Annotated in this window: 20 protein-coding genes and 1 pseudogene; 3 read left to right on the top strand and 18 right to left on the bottom strand. The window is 36.5% G+C overall.

Translation table 11 applies throughout. The annotated features are described in order from the left end of the window. Positions 1-199: 199 nt before the first annotated feature. Positions 200-745 carry a TetR/AcrR family transcriptional regulator gene (locus tag ACN6MX_RS06515; protein WP_419961830.1) on the top strand — a complete coding sequence of 182 codons (546 nt, stop codon included), beginning with the start codon at positions 200-202 and terminating at the stop codon, positions 743-745. An 881-nt stretch (positions 746-1,626) separates the two neighbouring features. Next, positions 1,627-2,475, top strand: a complete 849-nt coding sequence (locus ACN6MX_RS06510; protein ID WP_419961829.1) for an MBL fold metallo-hydrolase — start codon at positions 1,627-1,629, stop codon at positions 2,473-2,475. A gap of 495 nt (positions 2,476-2,970) precedes the next feature. Here the strand turns inward: ACN6MX_RS06510 and ACN6MX_RS06505 are convergent. The 6 genes and pseudogenes from ACN6MX_RS06505 to ACN6MX_RS06480 all read right to left on the bottom strand — a co-directional run bounded on the left by ACN6MX_RS06505 (position 2,971) and on the right by ACN6MX_RS06480 (position 8,756). After that, positions 2,971-3,509, bottom strand: a pseudogene (locus ACN6MX_RS06505) (NADPH-dependent FMN reductase). A 190-nt stretch (positions 3,510-3,699) separates the two neighbouring features. After that, positions 3,700-4,443: an SDR family NAD(P)-dependent oxidoreductase gene (locus tag ACN6MX_RS06500; protein WP_419961828.1), complete on the bottom strand. Its 744-nt coding sequence runs from the start codon at positions 4,441-4,443 to the stop codon at positions 3,700-3,702. A gap of 87 nt (positions 4,444-4,530) precedes the next feature. Next, entirely contained in the window at positions 4,531-4,971 is a 441-nt protein-coding gene (locus ACN6MX_RS06495; RefSeq protein WP_419961827.1) for a MarR family winged helix-turn-helix transcriptional regulator, read from the bottom strand. Positions 4,972-5,318: 347 nt separating this feature from the next. Continuing rightward, positions 5,319-6,362 (bottom strand): LLM class flavin-dependent oxidoreductase, encoded by a 1,044-nt coding sequence (locus ACN6MX_RS06490; RefSeq protein WP_419961826.1) that lies wholly within the window; start codon positions 6,360-6,362, stop codon positions 5,319-5,321. 337 nt (positions 6,363-6,699) lie between these two features. Further along, positions 6,700-7,872, bottom strand: a complete 1,173-nt coding sequence (locus tag ACN6MX_RS06485; RefSeq protein WP_419961825.1) for a CynX/NimT family MFS transporter — start codon at positions 7,870-7,872, stop codon at positions 6,700-6,702. A gap of 44 nt (positions 7,873-7,916) precedes the next feature. Continuing rightward, positions 7,917-8,756, bottom strand: a complete 840-nt coding sequence (locus ACN6MX_RS06480) for a pirin family protein (RefSeq protein WP_419961824.1) — start codon at positions 8,754-8,756, stop codon at positions 7,917-7,919. 240 nt (positions 8,757-8,996) lie between these two features. On the opposite strand from ACN6MX_RS06480, the gene ACN6MX_RS06475 reads away from it, so the two are divergent. Next, positions 8,997-9,359, top strand: a complete 363-nt coding sequence (locus ACN6MX_RS06475; protein ID WP_419961823.1) for a winged helix-turn-helix transcriptional regulator — start codon at positions 8,997-8,999, stop codon at positions 9,357-9,359. 255 nt (positions 9,360-9,614) lie between these two features. On the opposite strand, the gene ACN6MX_RS06470 is transcribed toward ACN6MX_RS06475, so the two are convergent. The 12 genes from ACN6MX_RS06470 to pdhA all read right to left on the bottom strand — a co-directional run bounded on the left by ACN6MX_RS06470 (position 9,615) and on the right by pdhA (position 23,782). Beyond that, positions 9,615-10,160 carry an NADPH-dependent FMN reductase gene (locus tag ACN6MX_RS06470; RefSeq protein WP_419961822.1) on the bottom strand — a complete coding sequence of 182 codons (546 nt, stop codon included), beginning with the start codon at positions 10,158-10,160 and terminating at the stop codon, positions 9,615-9,617. Positions 10,161-10,272: 112 nt separating this feature from the next. Next, the gene (locus ACN6MX_RS06465) at positions 10,273-12,324 is read right to left on the bottom strand and encodes a sigma 54-interacting transcriptional regulator (protein ID WP_419961821.1); all 2,052 of its coding nucleotides are present in this window, start codon (positions 12,322-12,324) and stop codon (positions 10,273-10,275) included. A gap of 588 nt (positions 12,325-12,912) precedes the next feature. Then, complete coding sequence (locus ACN6MX_RS06460) at positions 12,913-13,386, bottom strand: flavin reductase family protein (protein ID WP_419961820.1); 474 nt, start codon at positions 13,384-13,386, stop codon at positions 12,913-12,915. A gap of 85 nt (positions 13,387-13,471) precedes the next feature. Beyond that, positions 13,472-14,272, bottom strand: coding sequence for an alpha/beta fold hydrolase (locus ACN6MX_RS06455; RefSeq protein WP_419961819.1), 801 nt, complete (start codon positions 14,270-14,272; stop codon positions 13,472-13,474). Positions 14,273-14,445: 173 nt separating this feature from the next. Next, the gene (locus tag ACN6MX_RS06450) at positions 14,446-16,050 is read right to left on the bottom strand and encodes an FAD-dependent monooxygenase (RefSeq protein ID WP_419961818.1); all 1,605 of its coding nucleotides are present in this window, start codon (positions 16,048-16,050) and stop codon (positions 14,446-14,448) included. 221 nt (positions 16,051-16,271) lie between these two features. Beyond that, positions 16,272-16,529, bottom strand: coding sequence for a YciI family protein (locus tag ACN6MX_RS06445; protein ID WP_419961817.1), 258 nt, complete (start codon positions 16,527-16,529; stop codon positions 16,272-16,274). 225 nt (positions 16,530-16,754) lie between these two features. Continuing rightward, on the bottom strand, positions 16,755-17,972 hold the full coding sequence (locus ACN6MX_RS06440) for an acyl-CoA dehydrogenase family protein (protein WP_419961816.1): 1,218 nt from the start codon (positions 17,970-17,972) through the stop codon (positions 16,755-16,757). 82 nt (positions 17,973-18,054) lie between these two features. Then, positions 18,055-18,942 carry a VOC family protein gene (locus ACN6MX_RS06435; protein WP_419961815.1) on the bottom strand — a complete coding sequence of 296 codons (888 nt, stop codon included), beginning with the start codon at positions 18,940-18,942 and terminating at the stop codon, positions 18,055-18,057. A gap of 95 nt (positions 18,943-19,037) precedes the next feature. After that, positions 19,038-19,997 carry a fumarylacetoacetate hydrolase family protein gene (locus tag ACN6MX_RS06430; protein ID WP_419961814.1) on the bottom strand — a complete coding sequence of 320 codons (960 nt, stop codon included), beginning with the start codon at positions 19,995-19,997 and terminating at the stop codon, positions 19,038-19,040. 274 nt (positions 19,998-20,271) lie between these two features. Next, complete coding sequence (locus tag ACN6MX_RS06425; protein WP_419961813.1) at positions 20,272-21,618, bottom strand: dihydrolipoamide acetyltransferase family protein; 1,347 nt, start codon at positions 21,616-21,618, stop codon at positions 20,272-20,274. A 72-nt stretch (positions 21,619-21,690) separates the two neighbouring features. Further along, positions 21,691-22,695: an alpha-ketoacid dehydrogenase subunit beta gene (locus ACN6MX_RS06420; RefSeq protein ID WP_419961812.1), complete on the bottom strand. Its 1,005-nt coding sequence runs from the start codon at positions 22,693-22,695 to the stop codon at positions 21,691-21,693. 1 nt (position 22,696) lies between these two features. Continuing rightward, positions 22,697-23,782 carry a pyruvate dehydrogenase (acetyl-transferring) E1 component subunit alpha gene (gene pdhA / locus ACN6MX_RS06415; RefSeq protein ID WP_419961811.1) on the bottom strand — a complete coding sequence of 362 codons (1,086 nt, stop codon included), beginning with the start codon at positions 23,780-23,782 and terminating at the stop codon, positions 22,697-22,699. Positions 23,783-24,013 lie beyond the last annotated feature (231 nt).

The raw sequence follows: 24,013 nt of genomic DNA, 5'->3' as shown, positions 1-24,013 counted from the left end.
TAATTAACTCTTCTATTATTTCCAAGGTAGTTAATTTTGATGCTGCATCAAATCGCATATTGATGTGTTACCGCACATTTGTATATAATATAAAATGAAAAGAGGAAGACTACAACAATCAAAATGCCTTTTTTGCGCGTTACCGCACAACAAGATTTTAATTGTGCGATACCTTTAGGAAAGTTTGGTGAAGGTTAGAATGGCTCAGATCGATAGAAGAGTTAAAAAATCCCAGTATGCAATCAAAAATGCGTTTGTAGAACTGATGGCTGAAAAAAATCTTGATCAAATCACAATGCAAGATATTTCCGACCGGGCCAATGTCGGCCGAAGAACTATTTATGATCATTACATGGATAAGTATGATTTACTGGACAAGCTCATTAAAGAACACATCAACGAGCTAAGAAAAATATGCGAATCGGCATCTGAAATGAGTTTTGCGGAGGGGAATCTGATCTGGTTTGATTACTTTGAACGTCATTACACTTTCTTTTCCACCATGTTATCCAGTAAAGGAGCCCCTGCTTTTCGTAATCATTTCCTTGAGTTTGTCATCCAGGAATTAGAGGGGGAATTAGTTGAAAGTGAAGGGAAAAACCAAGGATTGAGCAAGGAGTTGGTTCTGAGATTTTTTGGCGCAGCTATCGTGGAGATTGTAGAGGCGTGGCTCACGAATGGATTATCAGAACCAACACAAGTTATTTCGGAACAAATGGGAAGTTTGTTAGACAGGAATTTTTAATGACTCGGATTCTTTAAGCTTACTTAAAAAGTATGAGGAAACACGCTTAAAGGAACAGGGGATTTTAAAAACAAGAGCCATTTTTGGCATTCTTTTGCACTTTCAGTATTCTGCAATTGGACATTTTAACGAAAGTAGAAAAAATTAAGTTAACTTTGATATTATATTTTTAGTTTCTGATGCAGCAAGTTAATGGTGTAGGTTTACCCGTAGATGGAGCTTGGACCTAAAAAAACTCTTAAATAAAATGTTATTCTTGCATATAAATGCATCTCAATTTTTCTTTTAATAACACTCTAATTAAAGAAAAACAGCACATCAATTGTCATAAAAAAGTGCTTAGTTAAACGAAAAACTAAGCACTTTTTCTGTATTCAAATATTTAATAGGTCGAGTAGAAGGGCTGTGTTTAAGGCATTAAACCTCTCGATTTACTAACATTATGAAGCTCAATCCCTTCAACCAATTGGCTTTCGGCCCGCCACCTAACTGTCTATTAAAGGCGAATGTTGCCATTAGCCCTCCACGACTCGCTACAAGTGAATGGCTAGTTCTTTCTCGGCGGGAATTCCACCAGCTATATGATGCGACCTATGCCCGGCCGCACAAGCACTCTTAGTTGAACAAGTTCCTACTCTCTTATTACAAATAATATTCGAACTGCTAACTATTAATAACTGAAATCTATACAGTTAATATTCCGAATTTTCTTAACTTGCAGTTTGGATTATGTTATACTTTTCCTAAATGAAACAAGGAGGTACCAGTCCAATGGTAAAAAAATAATAAGAGAAAATCTTTAAATTATTTTAATAACTTTAGAATAAACATGTAGATTTTCTCTTTCATAGAATGAATATATAGAAAAGAGGAAAAATAACATGTTAAATAAATTAAGTGATACTATATATTACTTATCTAATCAAGATGATAAAGAACGACCAACATTAGGATTGGTATGTGGTGACCGATATAGTCTAATAATAGATACTGGTAATTCTACTCAGCATGCTAAGGATTTTTCACTAGAAATCGAGAAGCTAAATGTACCACCTGTTAAATATGTTGTTATTACCCATGCACATTGGGATCATTTCCTAGGAATGAATGAATTTGATGCAACTGTAATTGTTAATAGTAAAACAAACGAAATATTAAAAGAATGGCAAAGTCTTTCTTATGACGATAGTTCACTACAAAATTATGTGACCACTAATCAAATGAGTGCTATGTGTATGAAGATTATACAAACTGATATGTCAAACAGGGACTGTTTTAAGTTAAATTCTCCAGATGTAATCTTTGAAAATACATTAACTATTGATTTAGGTAATAAAGTTTGCATTCTCGAAAGTATCAAAAGTACTCATACGGATGACTCTACAATCATTTATATTCCAGATGAAAAAGTTGTTTTTTTAGGTGATTGTGCATATGGTACAACTACAAATTCTTTATTTCATTACAAGCAATCATTGTTATTGCCTATGATTAAAGACATTCAAAAATATGATGCAGAAATGTTCCTACTTGGTCATGAATCTATCTGTGATTCAAATGAAATGAATAAATATTGGGAAGAGTTAACAACAGCAAGTCAAGTTGCAAGGTCCACCTCACTAGAAAATGCGATAGTGTCCTTTAAGGCAGAAAATAAAAGGGACCCTAATGATAATGAATTATTTTTCATAAAAGCATTTGTTAATGACCATATTATTCATTCACAATAATTCTATAGAATACATTAATCAAATATAAACAGTAGCCATCTCATTTAAAATTGAAATGAGGTGGCTTTTAATTAGTCGATAATGTATAAGCGTTTTTTAGTACAAATATCAAATGCGATATAAAAACTCACCTTCTCTTGTTCAACTAAACTGCTGCGTTAGTTCAATAAGAAAAAGGCTTTACCTCTTCTTGAAGTAAAGCACCCGTTAGTTGAATAAGATTATTTGTAATCATTTATAAATCAAAAACAACATACTACTGAAATCAATATACATAAAATAAAATATTTTTTTCCACAAAAAAATTATTCCACTTGAACTAAATGCCAAATTAGCTTCTGAACAAAGTTTGATAAAAGCGATATTTTTCTTCTTTATATTAAGACAAATAAAAAGCACTGGTTTTAAAAAAATGATACCGAGTGCATTCTATTTTTTCTATTCAATTGTGTTTTGTATAAGTTTGATAATTCTTATCCAACTATCGCTAGTTCTTTAAGAAAATTGCTTCATCCATTGTTTGAAGTTAGAAACAACATTATCTAAAAAGGCAACTGTTCCTTCATCTGTAATATTGCCTTCTTCGTCCATTTTCGTATGGACCGCACCGACATATACTTCGTTTCCAATAAGTACCGGGGATTGTAAACCTCCTGCAAATAATATGTCACGCAGATGAGCTTGAGCTTTTACAGTTCCTAACATATTGAAGCACCCATAATCAATGATGGTTTCCCAATCATTACTTTATCTACTCTTGATAACCACTCAATTGCATTTGCTAATACACCAGGAACTGTTGCATTATATTCAGGTGTTACCCAAAGAACTGCATCTGCATCTTTTACTTTTAATTTAAAATCAACTACAACTTGTGGTGCATTTTCTTCAATATCTTGATTGTAAAGTGGTAAAACACTTAAATCTAAAATTTCTAAATCGAATTGATCAGCATAGCGTTTTCGAACGAATTTTGCTAATTTATTATTATATGATTCTTTACGAACACTACCTACGATTGCTACTACTTTCATTTTGTTGCACGTCCTTTAATAAATTTAATGAAATTACTTCACATATCAGTAATGATACATATATATAAAGTGTAAGTAGCACATTAATGTGCCACAGTATAAAAAGATACTTAAATTTGTACCATTAAAAATTTTTAAACCAAAAAGAGCCTATATGGACTCTTTTGGTTTAAAATCATGGCATTATTTATTACAAACTAGCTGTTGCTCCACCATCAAGAATGAATTCTGAGCCTGTAGAAAAACTTGAATCATTAGATGCAAGGAATAAGACAAGTTTAGATACTTCTTCGGATTCCCCAAGTCTTTTTAATGGAGTTTTTTCGATAAGACTTTTAACTGCGTCTTCAGTTCCCGGAACATCAAGCATTGGAGTACGAATTGTTCCCGGATGGATTGAATTAACTCGAATACCATGTCCTGCAAAATCAAGAGCTGCCGCTTTAGTCATACCAGTGACAGCAAATTTAGAAGCTGAGTAAGCTATTGCTCCTTGTTGACTAAACAAACCACCAACAGAAGAGATGTTAATAATTGAACCTTCTTTTGTTTTACTCATAGAAGGAAATACAGTCTTCATCCCTAAGAATACGCTTACCTGATTAATATTAATAACTCTTCTATAGCTTTCTTCAGACATTTCTTGAGTTGGTTCGAAATAATTGATACCAGCATTGTTTACCAGTATATTAATAGGTCCAAAAGTCGATTCTGTTTCATTAACTACGTTTTGCCAGTCGGATTCATTGGAAACATCGTGTTTAATAAATTTTGCATTTTCACCGAGTTCTCTAGCTAATGCTTCTCCCGCTTCGCTATTAACATCCGTGATAACTACCTTAGCTCCCTCATTTAATAAGGTTTGAGCATGAGCAGCTCCTTGACCACGTGCTCCCCCTGTTATAATTGCAACTTTACCATCTAATTTACCCATTCTGAATTTCTCCTCTCAAATTTAAATTCATATTCACTTTTGTACAACATCTATTGTGAACAATTAGTTAAACATTTCTTGCATTATTTAACTTTCAATTTTTCTTATAAGATTCAGTAATTGTTTCTTTTCGTCTATGGAAAGATTTTGGAAATAATCTGTTTGAAATTCCTCCAGAACAGGAGTTAACTGTTCATAGATTTTTCTTCCTTCCTCTGTAAGAGAAATATAATTCGTTTTCCAATCCTTTTCTTTTTTTACTAGCTTCATTTGCTCTAGCTTTTGTAGAAGTTGTGTGATATTACCTTTTGTAACAAGTAACTTATCTGCCAGTTCCTGTTGCGATAATTGTCCTGACTCAGCAACTCGACTGATTATGTCCATTTGAGCATTTGTAAGATTCCAACCCTTCAATAGCTGCGTTGTACCAGTTATATTCTTTTTGTGTACTCTTACCAAACTGAACCAAAGTGAAGTGCTATATTTTGTATCCGTGCTAGTTTCCCTATTAAAAGGCTTATCAAACAATCTTCCCCCCCCTTTATTAATCATTTTTAGTAAACGATACCGAAGTCTGTAATACTATACATTTATGATCTAATAAATGAGCCAAATCAATCGATATCAGTTTATAACTAAACTGAATTGCAATTATAAGTTTAGTTATAAACTGACAAAAAGTCAAGTAAGGACAATCATATGATTTGAACTTTATGTAATAAACATGCAATCAGCAAACCATTGGTATCATTGAGTTTTACAAAAACTAGTTAACATAAAATTGTTTATAGGTACTAAAAAACTAGAAATGGCTCCCCTTAGCAATAAGGTCTTTAGGGGCATTTAGAATTGATTTAGGTTCGTTATTTTATTGCTCAATTATCAATTTCCCGTCTAACTACTGGCATAACTTTAGTTGCTAATAATTCAATCGCACTTTCAACCTGGGAAACTGGCTGACAAATATCGAGTTGCATGATAAAGCGATTATGACCAAATAACTCATGTTGATAAAGAATCTTCTCAATTATTTCTTCAGGTCCTCCAACAGCAAGTGCATCTATTTTAGAAACAGCTGCTGCCAAGTGCTCTTTAGGAATATTTCTTCTCATCATCGTTCTAATATAATTAGAATAATATGGGTAAAATTCATTAACAGCCTGTTCTGCAGTCTTGCCAATATAGCCATGGCTTGTGATTGCAATTTTTAAAGCCTCTTCTGCATGCCCTGCCGAAATTCCAGCTTCACGATAGGCTTCTACTAAAGGTTTTACATGAAAAGGATTACCTCCTAAAATAGCGAGTGCCATTCCAAATCCAGCCTGTCCAGCCCTAACCGCACTTGCAGGGGTTCCCCCTACTCCTCTCCAAACAGGAATCTTATCTTGTTTTGGTCTAGGTGCAATCTCGCTATTATTTAGGGCCGAGCGAAACTTCCCTTGCCATGTAACACGTTCATTATCATTTAATTCTTGTAACAATTGTAACTTCTCTTCAAAAAGTTCATGATAATCATCTAAATTATAGCCAAAAAGAGGGAACGATTCGATAAATGCTCCTCTACCTGCCATTATTTCCGCACGTCCACCCGAAATTAAATCTAATGTCGAAAAGTCTTCAAATACTCTTACAGGATCTGCTGTGCCTAATACAGTAGTAGCACTTGCTAATTTAATATTTTTTGTTGCTTGTGCAATAGCTGCTAACACAACAGGTGTGGATGAAACCGCAAAATCCAAACGATGATGTTCCCCTAAACCAAAAATATCCAATCCAGCTTCATCAGCTACCTTCGCTGTCCCAATGATATTTTGAATACGCTCTTCTGCAGAAATAGTTTTTCCAGTAATAGGATCACGAATTAACTCTCCAAAAGTATAGATACCAAATTCAAACTTCTCTTTATTTGTATCGCTCATAAGACAATCCCCTTTCATTCATATAATTACTTACCTTAAAATAAAAATAGAGTCGAACGAATATTGTCTAGCACCCGTTAGAGCTAGCATGTGCTACAGCAGCTAAAAAACTTATGTTGCAAGACATTATTCATATACACCTTTTTGGTCTCCTCTTTTAAATAGAAGGAAACGAAATTAGCGGCAGTCTAGGACCTCATTTTCCCTAGGCTACCGATTTTTGTAATTCTAAAAACCGTGCGAGATCAGCAAGCCCATTCTAAACATCATTTTCAACGAACAAATAGAAAGAAACTACTTAATAAAATATTACTTGCAATCTATGATTGCGATTAATTTATCCCAATTGTTGTTTTCTTTTTATGGTAGTGGCGATAGTCTGCACGACCATCATTGCTACATTAATTACAATAAGCCCTGCTATTGCAGCTGAGAAGCTATCCGTCGCATCGTGAATCCACCCAAGAATAAGGGGACCGGTTGCCCCAATCACATAGCCTACTGATTGAGTCATAGCAGACCAAGCAGCCGCTTCCTGAGGATTTTCGGTAGCATCCAATGGTAGTAGTATATTGAGAGAAAACAATCCGCCGGCGCCTAAACCAATAAAGAACGTAGCAACCAATGGTTCAAAGGAGCTCGCAAGCATCACAAGCCCGACCAGTTGCAACAGTGCTGAAACCGATAGCCAAAGTCGACGGGAAGGGAATTTGCGAAGCAAGATCGGCAGAACAAGGCTTACCGGAATCTGAACAACGACGAACATCGTAAGTGCGCTTGCAGCATAGGACTTACTATAGCCCATCCCTTGAATAATATCTGGCAACCAAGCTGTGAATGAATAGAATAGCATGGCCATTAAGCCGAACGTCAGTGTCAGAAGCCACGCTTTCTTATTTGTCCATGGCATTCTCGTCTTCGTGCCGGTGGTAGCTAGATGATCTTGCGGTTTAATATGCCGCATAACGAACAACCACCATAACAGAACTGCGACGAATGCGAGTACCCCCCATACCCCCAGAGCGCTCTGCCAAGAGTTCATACTATTTTGCATCGGCACGATCAAGCTCGAGCTTAGTGCTGCTCCCAGAGTGAGTGCAACCGTGTATATCGAAATCATCGAAGGCACATGCTTAGGAAAGTGACGCTTAATAAATCCGGGAAGAAGCGGTCCCGCAAATGCAATCCCTATACCCGCTATAAAAGCAGTAATTAACAAAAATGAGGTTGAATCCGTGAAGAACCTAAGAATAGTACCTACTCCGATGACAAGCAGCGACCATCCTAATACCCGCTCAATACCCCATTTTCCGCTGAACTTTACGGCTACAGGAGCGAAAAGTCCCATGCAAAGAACCGGAATCGAGGTTAGCAAACTCGCTACGGAGGCGTTCATTCCTAAGTCGTTTCTAATTGTTTCTAGCAATGGTGCGATTGAGTTAATGGAAGGACGCAAGTTTAGTGATGCAATAAATAAAGCTATTATCATTAGAATATATTTTGTTTTCATAAAAATTTCATAATCTCCTTAAGACTGTTATTATAAATTTTGATTTAAAATTTACCATTTCGATAATCACTATAAGCCTGTTTAATCTCTTGCTCGGTGTTCATGACGAAGGGGCCTCTTGCAACGACAGGCTCGCGAATCGGCTCACCGGCATACAACATGACACGCATGCTGCTTCGTGCTTCGATCTTTATTTCGCTCCGCTCGGCAGTTCCCGCAGATCCCATCCATAAAACCTGTCCTTGCTTCCCTATGATGCTATCGGACCCAAAGAATCCTTCACCTTCCAAAATATACAAAAACCCATTGTAGGATCCTGGAAGATCAAACTTGAAAGCTTCGCCTGGCTCCATATTGATTTCAGCCATCGTAATCGGAGCAATATTTAATGTGTCTGAGGCCTTATCACCGAGTGACCCGGAAAATAGACGGATTTCAGCCCCGTTTTCATGAATGACAGGCATATCGGTCTTCCGCAAGTCCTGGTATCTGGAGGGTGACATCTTATGTCCCGAAGGAATGTTCACCCACAATTGAAGAAGGTTTACAGTCTCGCCCTTTGCCGCATCCTCGAGGTGTTCAACGCCTCTACCCGCAGTCATCCATTGCGCGTCCCCAGCATGAAGCACACCTGTTCCATGCTTGCTATCATAATGGTTAAGGTTGCCGTCAATCAAAAAAGTAACCGTCTCCATTCCGCGATGAGGATGGATGCCAAACACTCCGCTGCGCATATGGTCATGTGCCATGAGCAGAAACGGATCATGCTCTTCCCAATGACCGGGTTCAACTATCATTGCCATAGTATGAATGTCGCTATTTCGTTGGAAATGAGGGGTGCGGACACTTTTTATGCCTCTACTAAATACATCTTGATTGTTCATAATGATCTTCCTTCCGTAAAAATTATTTATTATCTAGCTAACAAAGGTGTTAGGTGGTGTGGATTCATTATGCAACGAATTAAATGATTTATGAAGTAGGCACAATGATGATACCGGGTATCTTCAAAGTAACTTTGGGGATTAGCAATGCTTATGGAGGCCCTTTACACATTGAGTCGAATCGTATTAATATTGAAACTGGGCTACAATAGGATAGTCATCAGGCTGGAGGATTAAAAAATGGATGAAAAACCAGATAATTGTAAAGTCGCGACAACGTTGGATATGATTGTAGGCAAGTGGAAAATCGCCATCATGCTCCATTTACTTCATAACGGGACGATGAGGTTTAATGAATTACAAAAAGTAATGCCAAACGTTACTAAAAAAGTACTCACCTCCCACTTGAGAGAGTTGGAGGAAGAGGGAATAATCCTTCGGGTAACTTACCCTCAGGTTCCTCCGAAGGTTGAATATTCGATGACCAAGTACGGGGAGTCGCTCCAAATGGTTCTTGATATGATGCATGACTGGGGAGTGTCTCATTTGGCACGAAAGCAACAGGAGCAATCCAGACAACTCTTCGAAATTGACAAAGGTTAACATTTGTCAATTACTTTTTATACGGTAGGGGCTGTAATGAGCAGCCCCTACCACGCTTTTTGACAGGAGTTTAGAAGTTTATTTGGTCATATCAATCTCGATTAGCCTTCACATTTTTTATTCTATATTATAAAAAAAGGGTTGGAGCATAAAACAGAATTTCTTCTGCTATATGCTCCAACCTCTTTCAATTACCTTCAGCCAGAGAACATCTTTAATCTTCTTTGCAGAAGAACCTAAATTATCTCACACTTGTTATTTCTTAATCAAATTAACAAATGTGTCGATGACTGATTGAAGGAATTGAACAGTTCCTTCATTATTAATTTTTCCATTTTCATCCAATAAACTCACTGAATTGGAGATATAAGCTTCGGGATGTTGTACCACAGGCATATTTACTGCCGATAGTATTTGGCGTAAATGGTGATTAGCGCCAAATCCACCCAAATTTCCTGGAGATTGGCTAATAATAGCTGCTGGTTTGCCGTTCCATACATTATCCGTCTTCGGACGAGAACCAATATCCAGTGCATTGCTTATTACTGCAGGTACTGAGCGGTTATATTCAGGCGTTACAAATAAAACAGCATCAATATCCTTCATGATGTTACGAAAAGCAGTGTATTCTTCTAGCACATTGTTTTCATTGTCATCATCTTGATTATAGAAAGGTAAATTTCCGATTTCGATAAATTCACTTTCATATCCTTCAGGGAATAAAGCTGCAACATTAGTCGCAATTTTTTTAGAAAAAGACTCTTTTCGAAGACTACCAACCAAAATACCAATTTTTATCATTTTAATTCATCCTTTCACTTATACATACTGTTTTGTAATTAAGCCCTTATTAGTGTTAATAGATACCAATTATTTAACCATTTTTTATTTTCTGAAATTTATCGATATAAAATCATTTAATACTTGAGATCAGTTGATATTTTGCTAATTTTTCATATAACACAGACCTGCTAATTCCTAACATTTTTGCTGCTTTTGTCTTATTTCCATGGGTTTTTATTAATGCTTGTTTAATCATTTCCTGTTCTGTTAATTGAAGAGCATCTTCAAGCATTTTATTCTCTTGTTCAGGTAAAGAAGTATTCAATTGGATTGTTTTTTCTGTCATTCCATGGTGTATCTCGATTTCATATGGACTATTTTTCTGAATATAATAAGGTAAATCTTCTTTCTGAATGATTTGATTGTCAGTCATGGTCATAGCACTTTCAATTACGTTTCTTAATTCTCTAATATTTCCTGGCCACCTATAATTAGTGAGAATTTCTTTTACAACTGGAGTCACCCCAACAATATTCGTTCCCAGAAACTCGTTTAGTTCCCTCAAATACCTTTTTGTGTGAACCAATATATCTTCCTTTCGTTCTCTTAGAGGAGCAATATCAATGGTTATCACGTTTAAGCGATAATACAAATCCTCTCGAAACTCACCATTTTTAATCATTTCTTCTAAATTACGATGGGTGGCTGCAATAATCCGAACATCAACATGAATTTTTTTTATCCCTCCTACACGATAAAAACCACTATCTTGCAACACTCTTAATAATTTTGCTTGGAGAGCAGGAGCCATATCCCCAATTTCATCAAGGAATAAGGTTCCTCCATTTGCCAAGTCAAATTTACCAATTTTCCCACCCTTTTCTGCACCAGTAAAGGCACCCGTTTCATAACCAAAAAATTCTGACTCAAGCAGGTGTTCAGGAATAGCTGCACAGTTCACCGAAACAAATGGATAATCTTTACGAGCGCTTGCATAGTGGCTAGCCTGTGCAAATAGCTCCTTACCAGTACCGCTTTCTCCTCTTATGAGAATAGTTGAACGGCCATTAGCAGCTTTTAGAGCATGGCGAACGGTTTTTTTCATTCCAGTGTTTTCAGTAATAATTTGGTTAAACGTTATAAGGGATTCATTCTTTAATTGTTCATTTTTTCTCTTAATGTTAATTAAAGCTTCAAAACGATTAATGCTCTCACGAATTTCATGCATTTTATTTGAAAAATCATAGTTCATCATATTTTCACGTGCTTTATTTATTCCATTATAAATAACCCTACTTATTGCACCTAAAACTTGACCATTCTCTACAACAGGTATATTTTGAACAATACAAAGTACTCCATTACAATTGATTGCTATACTAGGTTCAGCTACTTCAGTCTCGATTACTCTTTCTAGTTTCAACATTGGGAGAACATCTTGTACTGGAAAACCTAAAATTTCTTCATTTTCTAGCTGAAACAAATCTGTTATTTTATGATTAAAAGATATGATTTCTCCTAATTCATTGACTATGATGATCCCATCTTGAAGTTGTTCATGAACAATATCGACCGTTTTTTGCAAGCCTTTTATTAACTTTGTTTCTTTTATTTTTTCTAAAGTAAAATCATTCTGCAACAAATGATGTTCCTTAGGGGCGGTCGATTTAGGCTCCAACTGTAATATAATACGCTCTTGCCCTTCATCATTTCGATGAATAAAATTTAACGAAGTAGAAAGTTGTGGCTGTGTGGCACTTAAAAAAGACATATTCTTTTTTGAATCATTTTTTTCTGGAAAATCAAAGATACTAGCATTGACTATTACTATGATTTCTTCTTTATTTATTTTAAAGGCGCCTCGATAATTTAAATAGACTGCTTGTTCCAATTGAATACTTGAGCAATTTATCTTTGTTATATAACTCATTAGGCCCTTCATCTTAATTATTCCTACTAGTTGTTTTTCATCATCTACCACAAAAAAAGAGCACACACTGTTGTCTATTAAATCTTTTTTAATATCATCATATTTGGTCTCATATACAGTAGTGCTCTCAAATTTTGTTACATACGGCTTAATTTGCGTTTCTAGTGATATATTTTTTAAAAGTTCCTTATAAAGTACTTCTCTGGTAAAAACACCAGTTAATTGTTTATTATCATCTATAACTGGCACCATTTCGCAACTGGTCTCAATAAAGAGTTTAATGGTGTTAAAGAAACTGTCTGATAACTTTAGATAAGATCGTGTAATTATATTTTCTAAAATCTTTAAGCCCTCCCTTTGATAGAGAATACTACAAGTAAAGATTATCAACCTTATACTAGAGAAAATATGATTTTCAATATTATAACTCAGAAACACATTATTTGAACTAATGTATATACCTTCTGCTTGAGACTAAATCTCACATCCTATAATAAATTTAAGAGAGAAGGTGGACTCAAAGTTAGGATGTATCATAGAGTTTTTCAACGTATGTATATAGTAAGTAGTAAAACATTCGTTTTTTTGGAAGAATGAAATTAATCCTGTGGCATAACTACCATAAGATTAATTTCATTTGAATATTATACCAGCATTTTTTGAAATTCTTCTACGCCCATAACATTACTTAATAATAAAAGAACTATATAAAACTGCTATAAACAATCTGTGAACATTGCACTTCTGTAATATTTGAACCATTTCCTGATAGGCAGCCAAATTCTCCATATTCAAATAGATCGTTTCCATACGGTTTACTTTCATGTTCCAATAATGAGGTCAGCTTGTGCTTATACCAGCCAATGTATGATACTTTCCGTTTACGAAAACAAGAGGTTCCTTATCTTCAAGGTGAATATCGGTTACTTTTCCAATAAACAAAATATGATCTCCTTCAACATGCTCCGTGGATACTTCGCAAACCACCTGTGCGCACGCGCCTCCCAAAACTGGTTTGCCATCTAGACGATCAAAAACAACTTCACGAGGTTCCTTGATCTGTCCTGCAAAATACATCGATAGTTCTTGTTGATCTGCTGCCAAAATATTCACGGTGAAATTTTTGCTTTCTTTGATTTTATTTAGTATTGTTGCCTCTTCTCTAACTGAAATAACAACAAGCTTTGGATCAAGTGACACAGACATAAAGGCATTTGCCGTCATACCATGTATATCACCGTTATGTTCTGTAGTAATGACGGTTACCCCTGTTGCGAATTTTCCCATTGCCGTTCGAAATTGACGATCATCCATCTCTATGAACCTCCCTTTTTTATAATAGTCAGAATATTAGAATTACCCACTTGGCTTTCTGAAATTAATATATAACTACCGAATTCTAAATATTCACATACTCTTTACTGCAATTGCGGATATATGTTGCAAGTTCCTCAGGACAAACTATTTCTGGATGATGTGCACAGTTCAACCATGTCACGGGACAATTTCCTCTCTGAGCAGTAACAATATTTGCGTATACCAACCATGATGGTGTCCAAGCGCCTACTGAAAATGAAGTAGGAGGCATTTTTTTGAAATCATCCTCACTATAAACATCTTTATCTACAAATCCTAGATAGTACTTTGACCAAAATGCACCATTCTCTTCAATTCTTTTATGACATTCATCTCCCAAGGCTCTCCACTTTTCTAAGTTGCCTACACTCCAAACTGTCATTGGAGACACTTCATTGACAACTTCTCCAAAAGTACCGTAATTTTCAAAAAAAGCAAATCCAGAGTTCTCCAACGGGGCATCTGCCTGTAATGCAGCTTCATGAACCATTAAGTTTTTCACTAAATTCGGATGATACTTTCCAAGTGCTAGAGCTGCTTGACCACCTGAACTACATCCATAAATTGAAGCAGGACCCAAATTTAAACTAGTAATAATACCTGCAACATCATCTGCAAGTACTTTTGGAGACAATCCCTTCGGATTAGGATCTAAAGACCTTGAACCCCCCCGCATATCAAAAGTCAAAACCGTAAAATCGCTAGCCAAAAGCTTAGACAAATCATCATATGGTTCACAATCGTTACTTCCATCTGGAATTAAAACCATTGTAGGTCCATTACCACGCATTTCACAATAAAAATTGACTCCATTTACACTAGTATTAAATGTCTTTTTATCCATAACGAACACCCCTTTAATAAAATAATAGATTCTCTAAAATAAATTTCCCGTTCCACCTTAATCTTTCTACTTCATTATTCACATTATCTAATAATAATTTCTTAATTATTACCTGAAGGGATACATACGTACCTGTAAACAAACAAGGCCTTCCATATGTTTAACTCTATCTTTTATAGCGCATTAACTCTTTTGGCAATCCCACAAACCGTATTAATTAGAGAAGATACATCTTCTGGTAATACATTTCCTCTCCAAGCAACGTGTTGATCAGGACGTACCAATATTAATGACCTTTCATAAACGTTGATTAAATCTGGACGGTTTAAAGTTACAATTTTTAGAGGTATATTTTTTTCTTCAGCTACCTTAACCAAACTATCAACATTCTGTTTAGCATCTAACCTTAGAAGGGTATAACAAGAACCAAGTTCATCATATAGGCTATGACCACTGTCCAACCACACATGAGGTAATTTGGCCCCAGGATGTGCCGTAGGATGGTACTGAACGACTTCATAAGGTGGCCAATTTGAACTATCATCAATTATGATAGGAGATTTATCATATCGATACCCCAATACCAGTCCTAAACTATGAAACTCCATCCGCTTCGTTTTTAGTATGCTTTCTTCAAGTTTACTAAAATCATGTTTTTCTTCACGGCTATTTTCGGAACCATCTGCTAAGTTACTAGACAAAGTTTTCATATTTGTCTCTGCAGTTTTTATTACACGGGCACTTATTGGTCTTCTCTCTTCCTCGTAGCTATCTAGTAATGAAGCTCCACCCCATCCTTGTAACACTGCTGCTAATTTCCATCCAATATCAACTGCGTCACCCAAACCTGTATTAAATCCATGTCCCCCCCAAGGTGGATTTTGGTGAGCTGCATCTCCAGCTAGAAATACACGTCCAACTCTGTAGCGGTTAGCCAATAACATTCGGGCTGTCCATGCATCGGTTGAAACTATCTCAATTGGGACCTTCTCGCCAATTAATCCATGGACAAGACGTTCCGGATTCTTTTCACCTTCCTTCCCCTCGACTCCGACAGCAATACCCCACCATAAATCCTTTAAATCTAAGCTTCCCATTAAACCAGGGAACTCTCTATTCACAATCCAATACTGAATAGCTTCTTCATGAGGTACTTTATTTATTAATTCTGAAGAACGGAATAGAACGCTAAAGTTGGTGGCTGAGTCCGAATTCCCTTCAAGAACAACACCAATTTCCTTTCTAACAATACTTCGAGCCCCATCGCAACCTATAAGGTATTCTGCTTCAATCGTTAGGCTCTCAAGTCCTTTCACGTGGGCAATTACCTTTTCATCATCCTGCTCTAAACTCTCTAATTCCCACCCTTCCAAAAATTTGACGGAAGGGAGACTTCTTACCAATTCACGAAGTGTTTCCTCCACAACGAACTGAGGAATTTGCTGGCTTGATTCAGCAAACATTTCTTGTGCTGTAACACTAAGACCTAATACTTGTTTAAATCGCGTGATTTCTTGTCCAAGGAGGCTATTACAAAAGCTTACTTCCTGCGACCACGAAACTGGTAATAAAGCAGCCTCTCTTATTTTTTCGGCTATTCCCCACCTTCTAAAGTGTTCCATAGATCGAACACTTACAGTTTTTGCACGAGGGCGGAGCTTTGAAACTTCCTTACGAGGTTCCAATACAATACATTCAATTCCTCTTATCCCCAGTTCCATTGCAGCTGAGAGTCCAACGGGACCACCACCAACAATAACTACCTGTGTTTTTTCCATTCTTACATCACATCCTGTCCTATAAATCTCATTTCTTCTAAACATATATTTGAGTTTATAAAGTTAAATTCATTATGTTTAGTCCATACTTTTTTTAAATTTATTTATAAGTGTAAGCATTCTCGATCAATTATCGATGGAATTTGGTCAGGTGCAGACTGAAGTGCCTTTTCTTGTTTAAAGGCACTAGTCAAGCATCCATTTTAATCTCTATTTAATATTTAGTATGCTCCCCATTCACGAAGTTCAAGGCTTACAGCTCCCTCAATAACATGTGGATCATTCTCTGACAATTGTTTTGCTTCCTCAAAATTTTCTGCAATATATATTACCATTCCACCAAGTCCATCTGTAAAAGGACCTTTTTTGAAAACTTTTTGTTTCAAAGTTAGTTCTTCCAAATAGCTACGATGGTTTGCACGATACTCTTGCACTAATTCTTGCTTTTCAATAGTTAAAAATGCAGCAAAATACGCCATAATCTATTTCCCCTTTTCTGAGTATTGCGATAATTTATATTGTACTTTTTTTGTTATTTGTTTAATTTCTTTTCTAATTCCTTCAAGACTTTAAAGCTTTTTTTGCTTCACTCTTCAAATATAAGAAACAAGAATAAAAATCAGCATTATACTGGACAAAGAATGAATTAGTTTAATTAGGGATTGAAGGAATAATATTCTCCCTCAGTCAAATGAATTAAGATTTTATACCAATGGTACATTCGGTCCTTGACCACAAAGTATACGGCCATATAACTCTAAATTTGTCGTTGGAGTCATTACGGCGTGCACGTTACTAGCACGAATATCGGAGGCAATAAGATTTAATGGGTTATTTTCGCTAACCGCACTTCCTCCACCTGCTGTCATTAAGATTTCAATTGCTTCCTGACAAGTGCGTACAACGAGAGCGCAATCCATCCGTACACGAGCACGATTCTCAAGTTCCATGTATTCCCCGCTTTTCGCCCAATTATCAATATCTTCAGCAGCTCGATAAGCATGTAGCAATGCTGTATCAATTTTCATTGATGCTTCTGCCACTTGAAGATGAGTAATAGGTGCTTCCGCTTGTTTTTCATACGGTGTGTATGTGATTCGGCGGTTCGGAAGTTTTTCCATAAAATGCTCCATCGCCGCCTTTGCAAGTCCTAACGCAGGTCCAGTCATAATAATCGCAGATACCGGAATGAAAGCAGATCGATATAAAGATTGATCACTTAGATGTTCAGATTTATAAATACCTTCAATGCCCTTACCAAGTGAAGAAATTCTTTCATCAGGCACAAAAACATTTTGTACGGTGACCGTGTTACTTCCCGTTCCTCTCATACTCACCGTAAACCAATCGTCTTTAATTTGAACCTCTGACTTTGGTATTAATGCAACTCCAGCAGGATCTATTATTTCTCCCTTTTCATCTACTAATGGGATCCCAAGGAAAAAGTAATCTGCATGCCATGAACCAGAAGCGAACCCCCAAAGAGCGTCTTCAATTAGATATCCGCCGTCTACTCTTTTTACACTTGCCTTCCTTGGATCAAGTACTCCACAAACACGTGCTTTTTTTTCTGACTCAAATAATACTCGATGTACCTCTTCCGTAAACAATACAGATGTAAACCAATTACACACATTAGTTAAAGTCAAAACCCATGACGTAGAACCACAACCGCGACCAATTTCTGCAATTACATCGACATAATGTCGAAAATCTAATTGTTGTCCACCATATTCTTTTGGAATGGTCAGGTGAAAAAGACCAGCCGCTTCCAATTCATCAATTGTTTCTTGAGGAATTCTCCTTGTCTGTTGTAATTCTTGCGACCGTTCACGTAATTTTGGAACAAGCTCCTTCGCCTTTTTCATCAAGCTCTCGTAAGCAATTGCACTATCAACCGTACTAATAGTATTTACACTCATCGTTTACTCCTCCAATTATGCTTTTATTATTCCTTCATAATTACTCTATTAAAAGTAAGCAAAATGTCCTTGGTATAGTCTATTATTTAACTAAATCAAATCCAAAAGGAGTGCTCCATTTAGATAACATTTCATCTGGATTCCACGCTCTTGGTCTTTGCGGATAATCTTCATGCCACGGTCTTGGTTCAACGTATCCCAATTCCATATTATAAGTATCAATACCGAAAGTTAATTCTACTAGGTTGCCATCTGGGTCATGGTGATACGATGAAATTGGATGCCCTGCCCCATGACGTGTTGGACCCCAAAGAATAGGGATGTTTTTCTTTGCTAAAAGATCATGTGCTCGTGCCATATGATTCCAATCCTCTAGTTCAAATGCAAGATGGTGCATTTTCTTTTGATCCGATACGATGAAATTTAAGACATGGAAATAAGAGTTACATGTCATAAATGTAATAATATTTTCAACCCAGTCCGTGACATGGAATCCCATAACATTTCGATAAAAATCTATTGCACGTTGTTGTTCTTCTAGTGGAAATTGAAATGAGACATGGTTAAAATTAAACGGCACAATTCCTGATCGCTTAAAACCAACACCGCTATATTCCATCTCTTCATAAAGTTGTACCATATTACCAACTACATCGGTAAACTCCAAAAGTTCGGAAATACCCGGATGAACATTTGATTTTATTTCAGAAGTAATACCATGACTAGCTAATTCCTCTGCCGCCTCTTTTAATGATGAATCTTTGCTTAATTGGAATCCCACCCTCATACAACCTGGCTGATCGGACGGAGTCAGGATAATATTATGGTGGTCAATCGAACTACTTAAGTAAGCGCTTCCATTACTTGCCTCTGTAATAACAGATAAACCCATGATGTCCTTATAGTAATTAATCATTGGTTCGGTATTTTTTACACCAAGTTGTACATAGCCAAGTTTTACAAGTTTCATTTTTCTATCCCCTTTTTATAAAATTTATTAAAGTTAATATAAATCAATAGTTAAAAATAGAATTAAAATATTTTCAACTATTGTTTTACTGAAATTTATTGATTGCTAGAATTTCCAACAATCAAATTCTCTTGAACACCTAAATCAATTAACCCATCAGCGCTTTTAATTTCACAGCGAATTCTATCTCCATCCTTTAAATAGTGAACATTATCTTTTTGGTTGTCTCTAAATATCTCAGCTTTTTTTTCTGGATATTCAGACATTTTTTGAATTAATTCTCCTGATAATTGAACTGCTACACCACCGGGTGTCCCCGTCATAATAAGATCGCCAGGTGACAAATCCATGAGACCAGATAATTCTGTTAATGTTTCCGTTGGCTTATAAATTAACTGTTTTGTATTGGCAGATTGCCGTAGTTCCTCATTTACCCAAAGTTTAAGTTCAAGATTTGAAATTCTAGGAATATCGTCTCTGTCTAAGATATAAAGATACGGTCCAACAGGACAAAACGTTCTGTAACTTTTCCCTTTAAATAAATCCTGCGGAATTTGAATATCTCTTGCGGATACGTCATTCGTAATGACCAACCCAGCCACATAATCGAATAAATTGTTCTCTGTAACCTCAATGGTATGTGTAATTTCTGTTTTAATTACTAATCCTAGTTCTATTTCATAGTCTAGCAATTCTACATGTTCAGGACGAATTACATGATCATTTGGTCCACATAAAGAGCTCTCGGCCTTCGAAAAGATTAAATTAAAGGTCGGTTTTTCAGACGAACCAGCTTCAGCACGATGAGATGAGTAGTTTAGTCCTTGGCAAACAATTTGAGCAGGTCTAGTAATTGGACTTAAGATTTGTAGATTGTTAGTGGAAATACCTGTGTCAATATCTGAAACAGCAATTTCCCTCGCTTTGTCTACTCCGTCTTTTAAGAATGCTGCAAGGGAATCAAATATCCCGGGAACGGGGATCACATTATCACCTTTTACAACACCCCAACTATATGTTTGATTTTCTTCGTAACGAACTACAGGGAAACCCATAATTTTCCGCCTCCATTTTTATGTTTATCGTATCTAAGTAAGAAAGATCTATCCTGGAATAGCATTATAACTTTCATCCAGGATAACTTAGTAGATGCAATTTGTGTGCCAACTTTTTTTCGTAATGTAAACCCTTTCATATCAAGTCGTAGCGAAATTTAATTTTAACCTGTAGTGCAGAATTGTATTGATAACCAGACAATATGTACGGTTTTACCTACACTTGTTGTATTAAGGGATGGAATATTACAGTTATTGCAGCTTTTACAGTCCATTAAATTTCTAGAATTAGTAATTCAGGATTTTCAAGTAAACGTTTTATAAAATTAATGAAGTTTTGAGCTGTTGATCCATCAATTAATCGATGATCAAAACTTAGTGAGAGATTCATAATCGGAGCAACAAAAATTTCTCCACTTTTTACAACAGCCTTTTCCGTAATTCTTCCAATACCTAATATAGCTACTTCAGGATGGTTGATAATCGGAGTAAAGAACATTCCCCCAGCAGACCCAATATTCGTAATGGTTATAGTACTTCCCCTTAATTCATTTGGTGCCAACTTTCCTTGACGTCCACGTAAGGCAACATCTTTAATTTCCTCTGCGATTTTCCATATATTCTTCCGATCAGCTTCCTTCACAACAGGCACGATTAATCCATTTTTCGTATCTGTGGCAATCCCAATATGATAATATTTTTTATAGATTATTTCATTCCTTTCGTCGTCAATGGATGCATTCAGTATGGGAAATTCACGACAGGCGGCAATCAAAGCTTTTGTGATAAATGGCAAATATGTTAATTTAACATCCTTAATATCAGCAAATATTTCATTTGCTTTCTTTCGAAGGGCTACAAGTTCGGTCACGTCAATTTCATCCATGATCGTAACATGTGCTGCTGTATGTTTAGACTTAACCATCGCCTGTGATATAAATTTTCGTATGCCTTTAATAGGAACACGTTCTTCATGTTCTTCATGTTCTTCATTAGTTGAACCTTTCTCCTCTTTAGAAATAGTTTGACCCTTCTTTTCATTGATTGAAAGTGACATTGCCTTGGTAACATCTAGTTTCTCTTCTGAAGCATAAGCCAGAATATCTTCCCGAGTAACACGTCCATTCTTACCTGTTCCTATTATTTCAAGTAAAGAAACCTTCTGTTCACGTGCGAGCTTCCGCACACTTGGAGTAGCTAACACTTCTCGCTTAGCAATGGTTTGTGTATCTACAGCTTTCTCAGTAACAGTAGAAATGATTGGTCGGGTGGCAACTGCTACATTGCCTACTGACATAGATGTATTAACGGTGACTTTTTCTACACTTTTGGCTACGCTTGATCCTACGCCATAGTCGATTGAACTATTATCACTCTCTGCATCTACTTCAAATACAAGAATGACATCATTCACGGTACAAACTGTTCCTTCAGGTACCTTGATTTCTAAGATTTTTCCACTAACAGGGGAGGGTAACTCTACGACTGATTTATCATTTTGTATTTCTGCAATCGTTTGGTCTTCCGTCACTACCTCCCCTTCTTGCACAAACCAATTTACAATTTCGCCTTCGTGTATCCCTTCACCAAGCTCAGGTAATTTGAATTCAAATCTATTCATTTTAATTCCCCTTCTTTTTAAATAAGTTGTATATTGAGTTCGAAATTTTTATGATGGTCAAGAAACCCCATACTAGAAGTTCATCACTTTATTCACATACTCTATGATTCTAGAAGAAGTCGGAATCCACGCGTCCTCAATAACCGCAAATGGATACACAGTATCTGGTGGGGCTACGCGTAATACAGGAGCTTCTAAATAAAGCATGGCTTCTTCATTAATCTGAGCCATGACTTCAGCCGCCACTCCAGCCGTTTTTTGTGCCTCCTGTACGACAATTGCACGGTTTGTTTTTTGTACAGATTTAACGATTGTTTCTATATCAATTGGACTAATAGTACGTAAGTCGATGACTTCGGCTTTAATACCTTGTTCTTTCTCCATTTTCTCTGCTACATCTAGGGATGTATGCACCAAAGCACCGTAAGTAATGATGGTTACATCATCACCTTCTCTGACTACTTTTGCCACACCAATTGGTACCGTATATTCACCTATTGGAACTTCAGCCCTAAAGGAACGATACAGCTTCATATGCTCCAAGAAAATTACTGGGTCATTGTCACGAATGGAAGAGATGAGTAACCCCTTAGCATCATACGGATTAGATGGGATCACTACCTTTATTCCAGGTGTTTGTAACATCATACCTTCCAAACTATCTGCATGATTCTCAGGAGTTTTAACTCCTCCACCATAGGGGGATCGAAATGTAATTGGACTATGAAATCTTCCTCCTGATCGGAATCGCATTCGGGCTGCTTGATTGGCAATTGAATCGATTGCCTCGAACATGAAGCCAAAAAACTGAATTTCAGCTACTGGACGAAATCCTTGTAGTCCGAGTCCGATGGCTAATCCACCTATTCCTGATTCGGCTAACGGTGTATCAAAAACTCTGTGCTCGCCAAATGTTTCCTGCAAATCATCTGTTGCCCGAAAAACCCCTCCATTATTACCTACATCTTCACCAAAAATAAGAACATTTTCATCGCGATCAAGCTCGATTTTCATTGCACTATTGATTGCTTGAATCATAGTCATTTGGGCTGTTTTAGCTGTTGTTAGTTGGGTCATCTCATTTTCCCTCCATCGCGATAAATTCTGCTTTTTGTTTTTCTAAGTGGAGAGGGGTTTGCTCGAACATTGAGTCTATTAATGATGGAATTGTCATTTTAGGTGTCTCATCTGCCTTTTTCATTGCTTCGGCAATAGCCTTTTTTGCTTCCTCTATCACCAATTCTTCCTCTAGTTCGTTCCATAGACCCTTTTGAGTCAAATACTTTCTAAAGCGAATTAATGGATCCTTTTGTTTCCATTCATCTTCCTCTTCCTTCTTACGATATCTTTTCGGGTCATCACCTGCCATTGTATGGGCACCGTAACGATAAGTAATCGCTTCAATCAGGGTCGGTCCTTCTCCATTCCTTGCCCTTTCAGCCGCTTCAGATACAGCTTTATGTACTGCAAGAACATCCATACCATCCACCTGAATTCCTGTTATTCCGGCAGCAACTGCTTTTTGTGCAAGAGTTTCTGCTGCTGTTTGTTTATTTATAGGAACTGATATAGCATATTGGTTATTTTGTACAAAAAAGATTGCTGGTGCTTTATAGGCACCTGCGAAATTAATACCTTCGTAAAAGTCTCCTTGAGATGTACCTCCATCCCCAATATAAGCGATGGCCACATTCTTTTTATTTCTAAGCTTAAAACCTAAAGCGACACCCGCTGCTTGAATGATTTGAGCTCCAATAATAATTTGGGGCATCAAAACATTGACACTTTCTGGAATTTGCCCCCCATGTTGATGACCTCTTGAATAGAGGAATGTTTGATAAAGAGGTAGACCATGCCAAACAATTTGCGGAATATCACGATAACTTCCTAATATAAAATCCTCTGTAGAGAGGGCATCCTCACTCCCAATCATGCTAGCTTCTTGACCAGAGACTGGAGCCCATAGCCCCAAACGTCCTTGGCGGTTTAACTTAATTGCCCGTTCATCCCAAATCCGCGTAAATACCATTTTCTTCATAAGCCCTATCAATCTTTCGTTGGATAGTTGTGGCAAAAGATCATGATTTATGACCTTCCCATTCTTATCTAGTATTGAAAGAACCTTAGAATGATCCGCCTTTATTTGTACTGTTGATTGACTCATTTAGTATCCCTCCTGCATTTTTAGTATTCATTTACGACTAACATGTTTTAGATTGATATGTTGATCACTAACAATCCTTCACTGATTTTCTCCAATGATGAAATTTTTTCATCTATCTGAAAAATCAGTTAACACGTTACTTTATACTAATGCAAATTCCATGCCAATTTAATATTGATGGATGTTTCCCGATTCTAAAGTGTTTTTCAATTTGTAAGATTGTCATTTAAA

The organism is Psychrobacillus sp. BM2 (assembly GCF_048572895.1).
In the GTDB taxonomy this organism is placed as follows: Bacteria; Bacillota; Bacilli; order Bacillales_A; family Planococcaceae; genus Psychrobacillus.
The sequence above is the reverse complement of the archived record's forward strand: the minus strand, read 5'-3'. Positions and strand labels throughout refer to the sequence as shown.

What these genes read in the sequence shown, in the direction of transcription:
- ACN6MX_RS06420 (WP_419961812.1), bottom strand. Translation starts at nt 22,695, where the DNA reads ATGACCCAACTAACAACAGCTAAAACAGCCCAAATGACTATGATTCAA.
- pdhA (WP_419961811.1), bottom strand. Translation starts at nt 23,782, where the DNA reads ATGAGTCAATCAACAGTACAAATAAAGGCGGATCATTCTAAGGTTCTT.
- ACN6MX_RS06445 (WP_419961817.1), bottom strand. Translation starts at nt 16,529, where the DNA reads ATGGCGTATTTTGCTGCATTTTTAACTATTGAAAAGCAAGAATTAGTG.
- ACN6MX_RS06425 (WP_419961813.1), bottom strand. Translation starts at nt 21,618, where the DNA reads ATGAATAGATTTGAATTCAAATTACCTGAGCTTGGTGAAGGGATACAC.
- ACN6MX_RS06510 (WP_419961829.1), top strand. Translation starts at nt 1,627, where the DNA reads ATGTTAAATAAATTAAGTGATACTATATATTACTTATCTAATCAAGAT.
- ACN6MX_RS06515 (WP_419961830.1), top strand. Translation starts at nt 200, where the DNA reads ATGGCTCAGATCGATAGAAGAGTTAAAAAATCCCAGTATGCAATCAAA.
- ACN6MX_RS06450 (WP_419961818.1), bottom strand. Translation starts at nt 16,050, where the DNA reads ATGGAAAAAACACAGGTAGTTATTGTTGGTGGTGGTCCCGTTGGACTC.
- ACN6MX_RS06470 (WP_419961822.1), bottom strand. Translation starts at nt 10,160, where the DNA reads ATGATAAAAATTGGTATTTTGGTTGGTAGTCTTCGAAAAGAGTCTTTT.
- ACN6MX_RS06465 (WP_419961821.1), bottom strand. Translation starts at nt 12,324, where the DNA reads ATGGTGCCAGTTATAGATGATAATAAACAATTAACTGGTGTTTTTACC.
- ACN6MX_RS06480 (WP_419961824.1), bottom strand. Translation starts at nt 8,756, where the DNA reads ATGAACAATCAAGATGTATTTAGTAGAGGCATAAAAAGTGTCCGCACC.
- ACN6MX_RS06430 (WP_419961814.1), bottom strand. Translation starts at nt 19,997, where the DNA reads ATGGGTTTCCCTGTAGTTCGTTACGAAGAAAATCAAACATATAGTTGG.
- ACN6MX_RS06435 (WP_419961815.1), bottom strand. Translation starts at nt 18,942, where the DNA reads ATGAAACTTGTAAAACTTGGCTATGTACAACTTGGTGTAAAAAATACC.
- ACN6MX_RS06485 (WP_419961825.1), bottom strand. Translation starts at nt 7,872, where the DNA reads ATGAAAACAAAATATATTCTAATGATAATAGCTTTATTTATTGCATCA.
- ACN6MX_RS06460 (WP_419961820.1), bottom strand. Translation starts at nt 13,386, where the DNA reads ATGGATGATCGTCAATTTCGAACGGCAATGGGAAAATTCGCAACAGGG.
- ACN6MX_RS06490 (WP_419961826.1), bottom strand. Translation starts at nt 6,362, where the DNA reads ATGAGCGATACAAATAAAGAGAAGTTTGAATTTGGTATCTATACTTTT.
- ACN6MX_RS06455 (WP_419961819.1), bottom strand. Translation starts at nt 14,272, where the DNA reads ATGGATAAAAAGACATTTAATACTAGTGTAAATGGAGTCAATTTTTAT.
- ACN6MX_RS06500 (WP_419961828.1), bottom strand. Translation starts at nt 4,443, where the DNA reads ATGGGTAAATTAGATGGTAAAGTTGCAATTATAACAGGGGGAGCACGT.
- ACN6MX_RS06475 (WP_419961823.1), top strand. Translation starts at nt 8,997, where the DNA reads ATGGATGAAAAACCAGATAATTGTAAAGTCGCGACAACGTTGGATATG.
- ACN6MX_RS06440 (WP_419961816.1), bottom strand. Translation starts at nt 17,972, where the DNA reads ATGAGTGTAAATACTATTAGTACGGTTGATAGTGCAATTGCTTACGAG.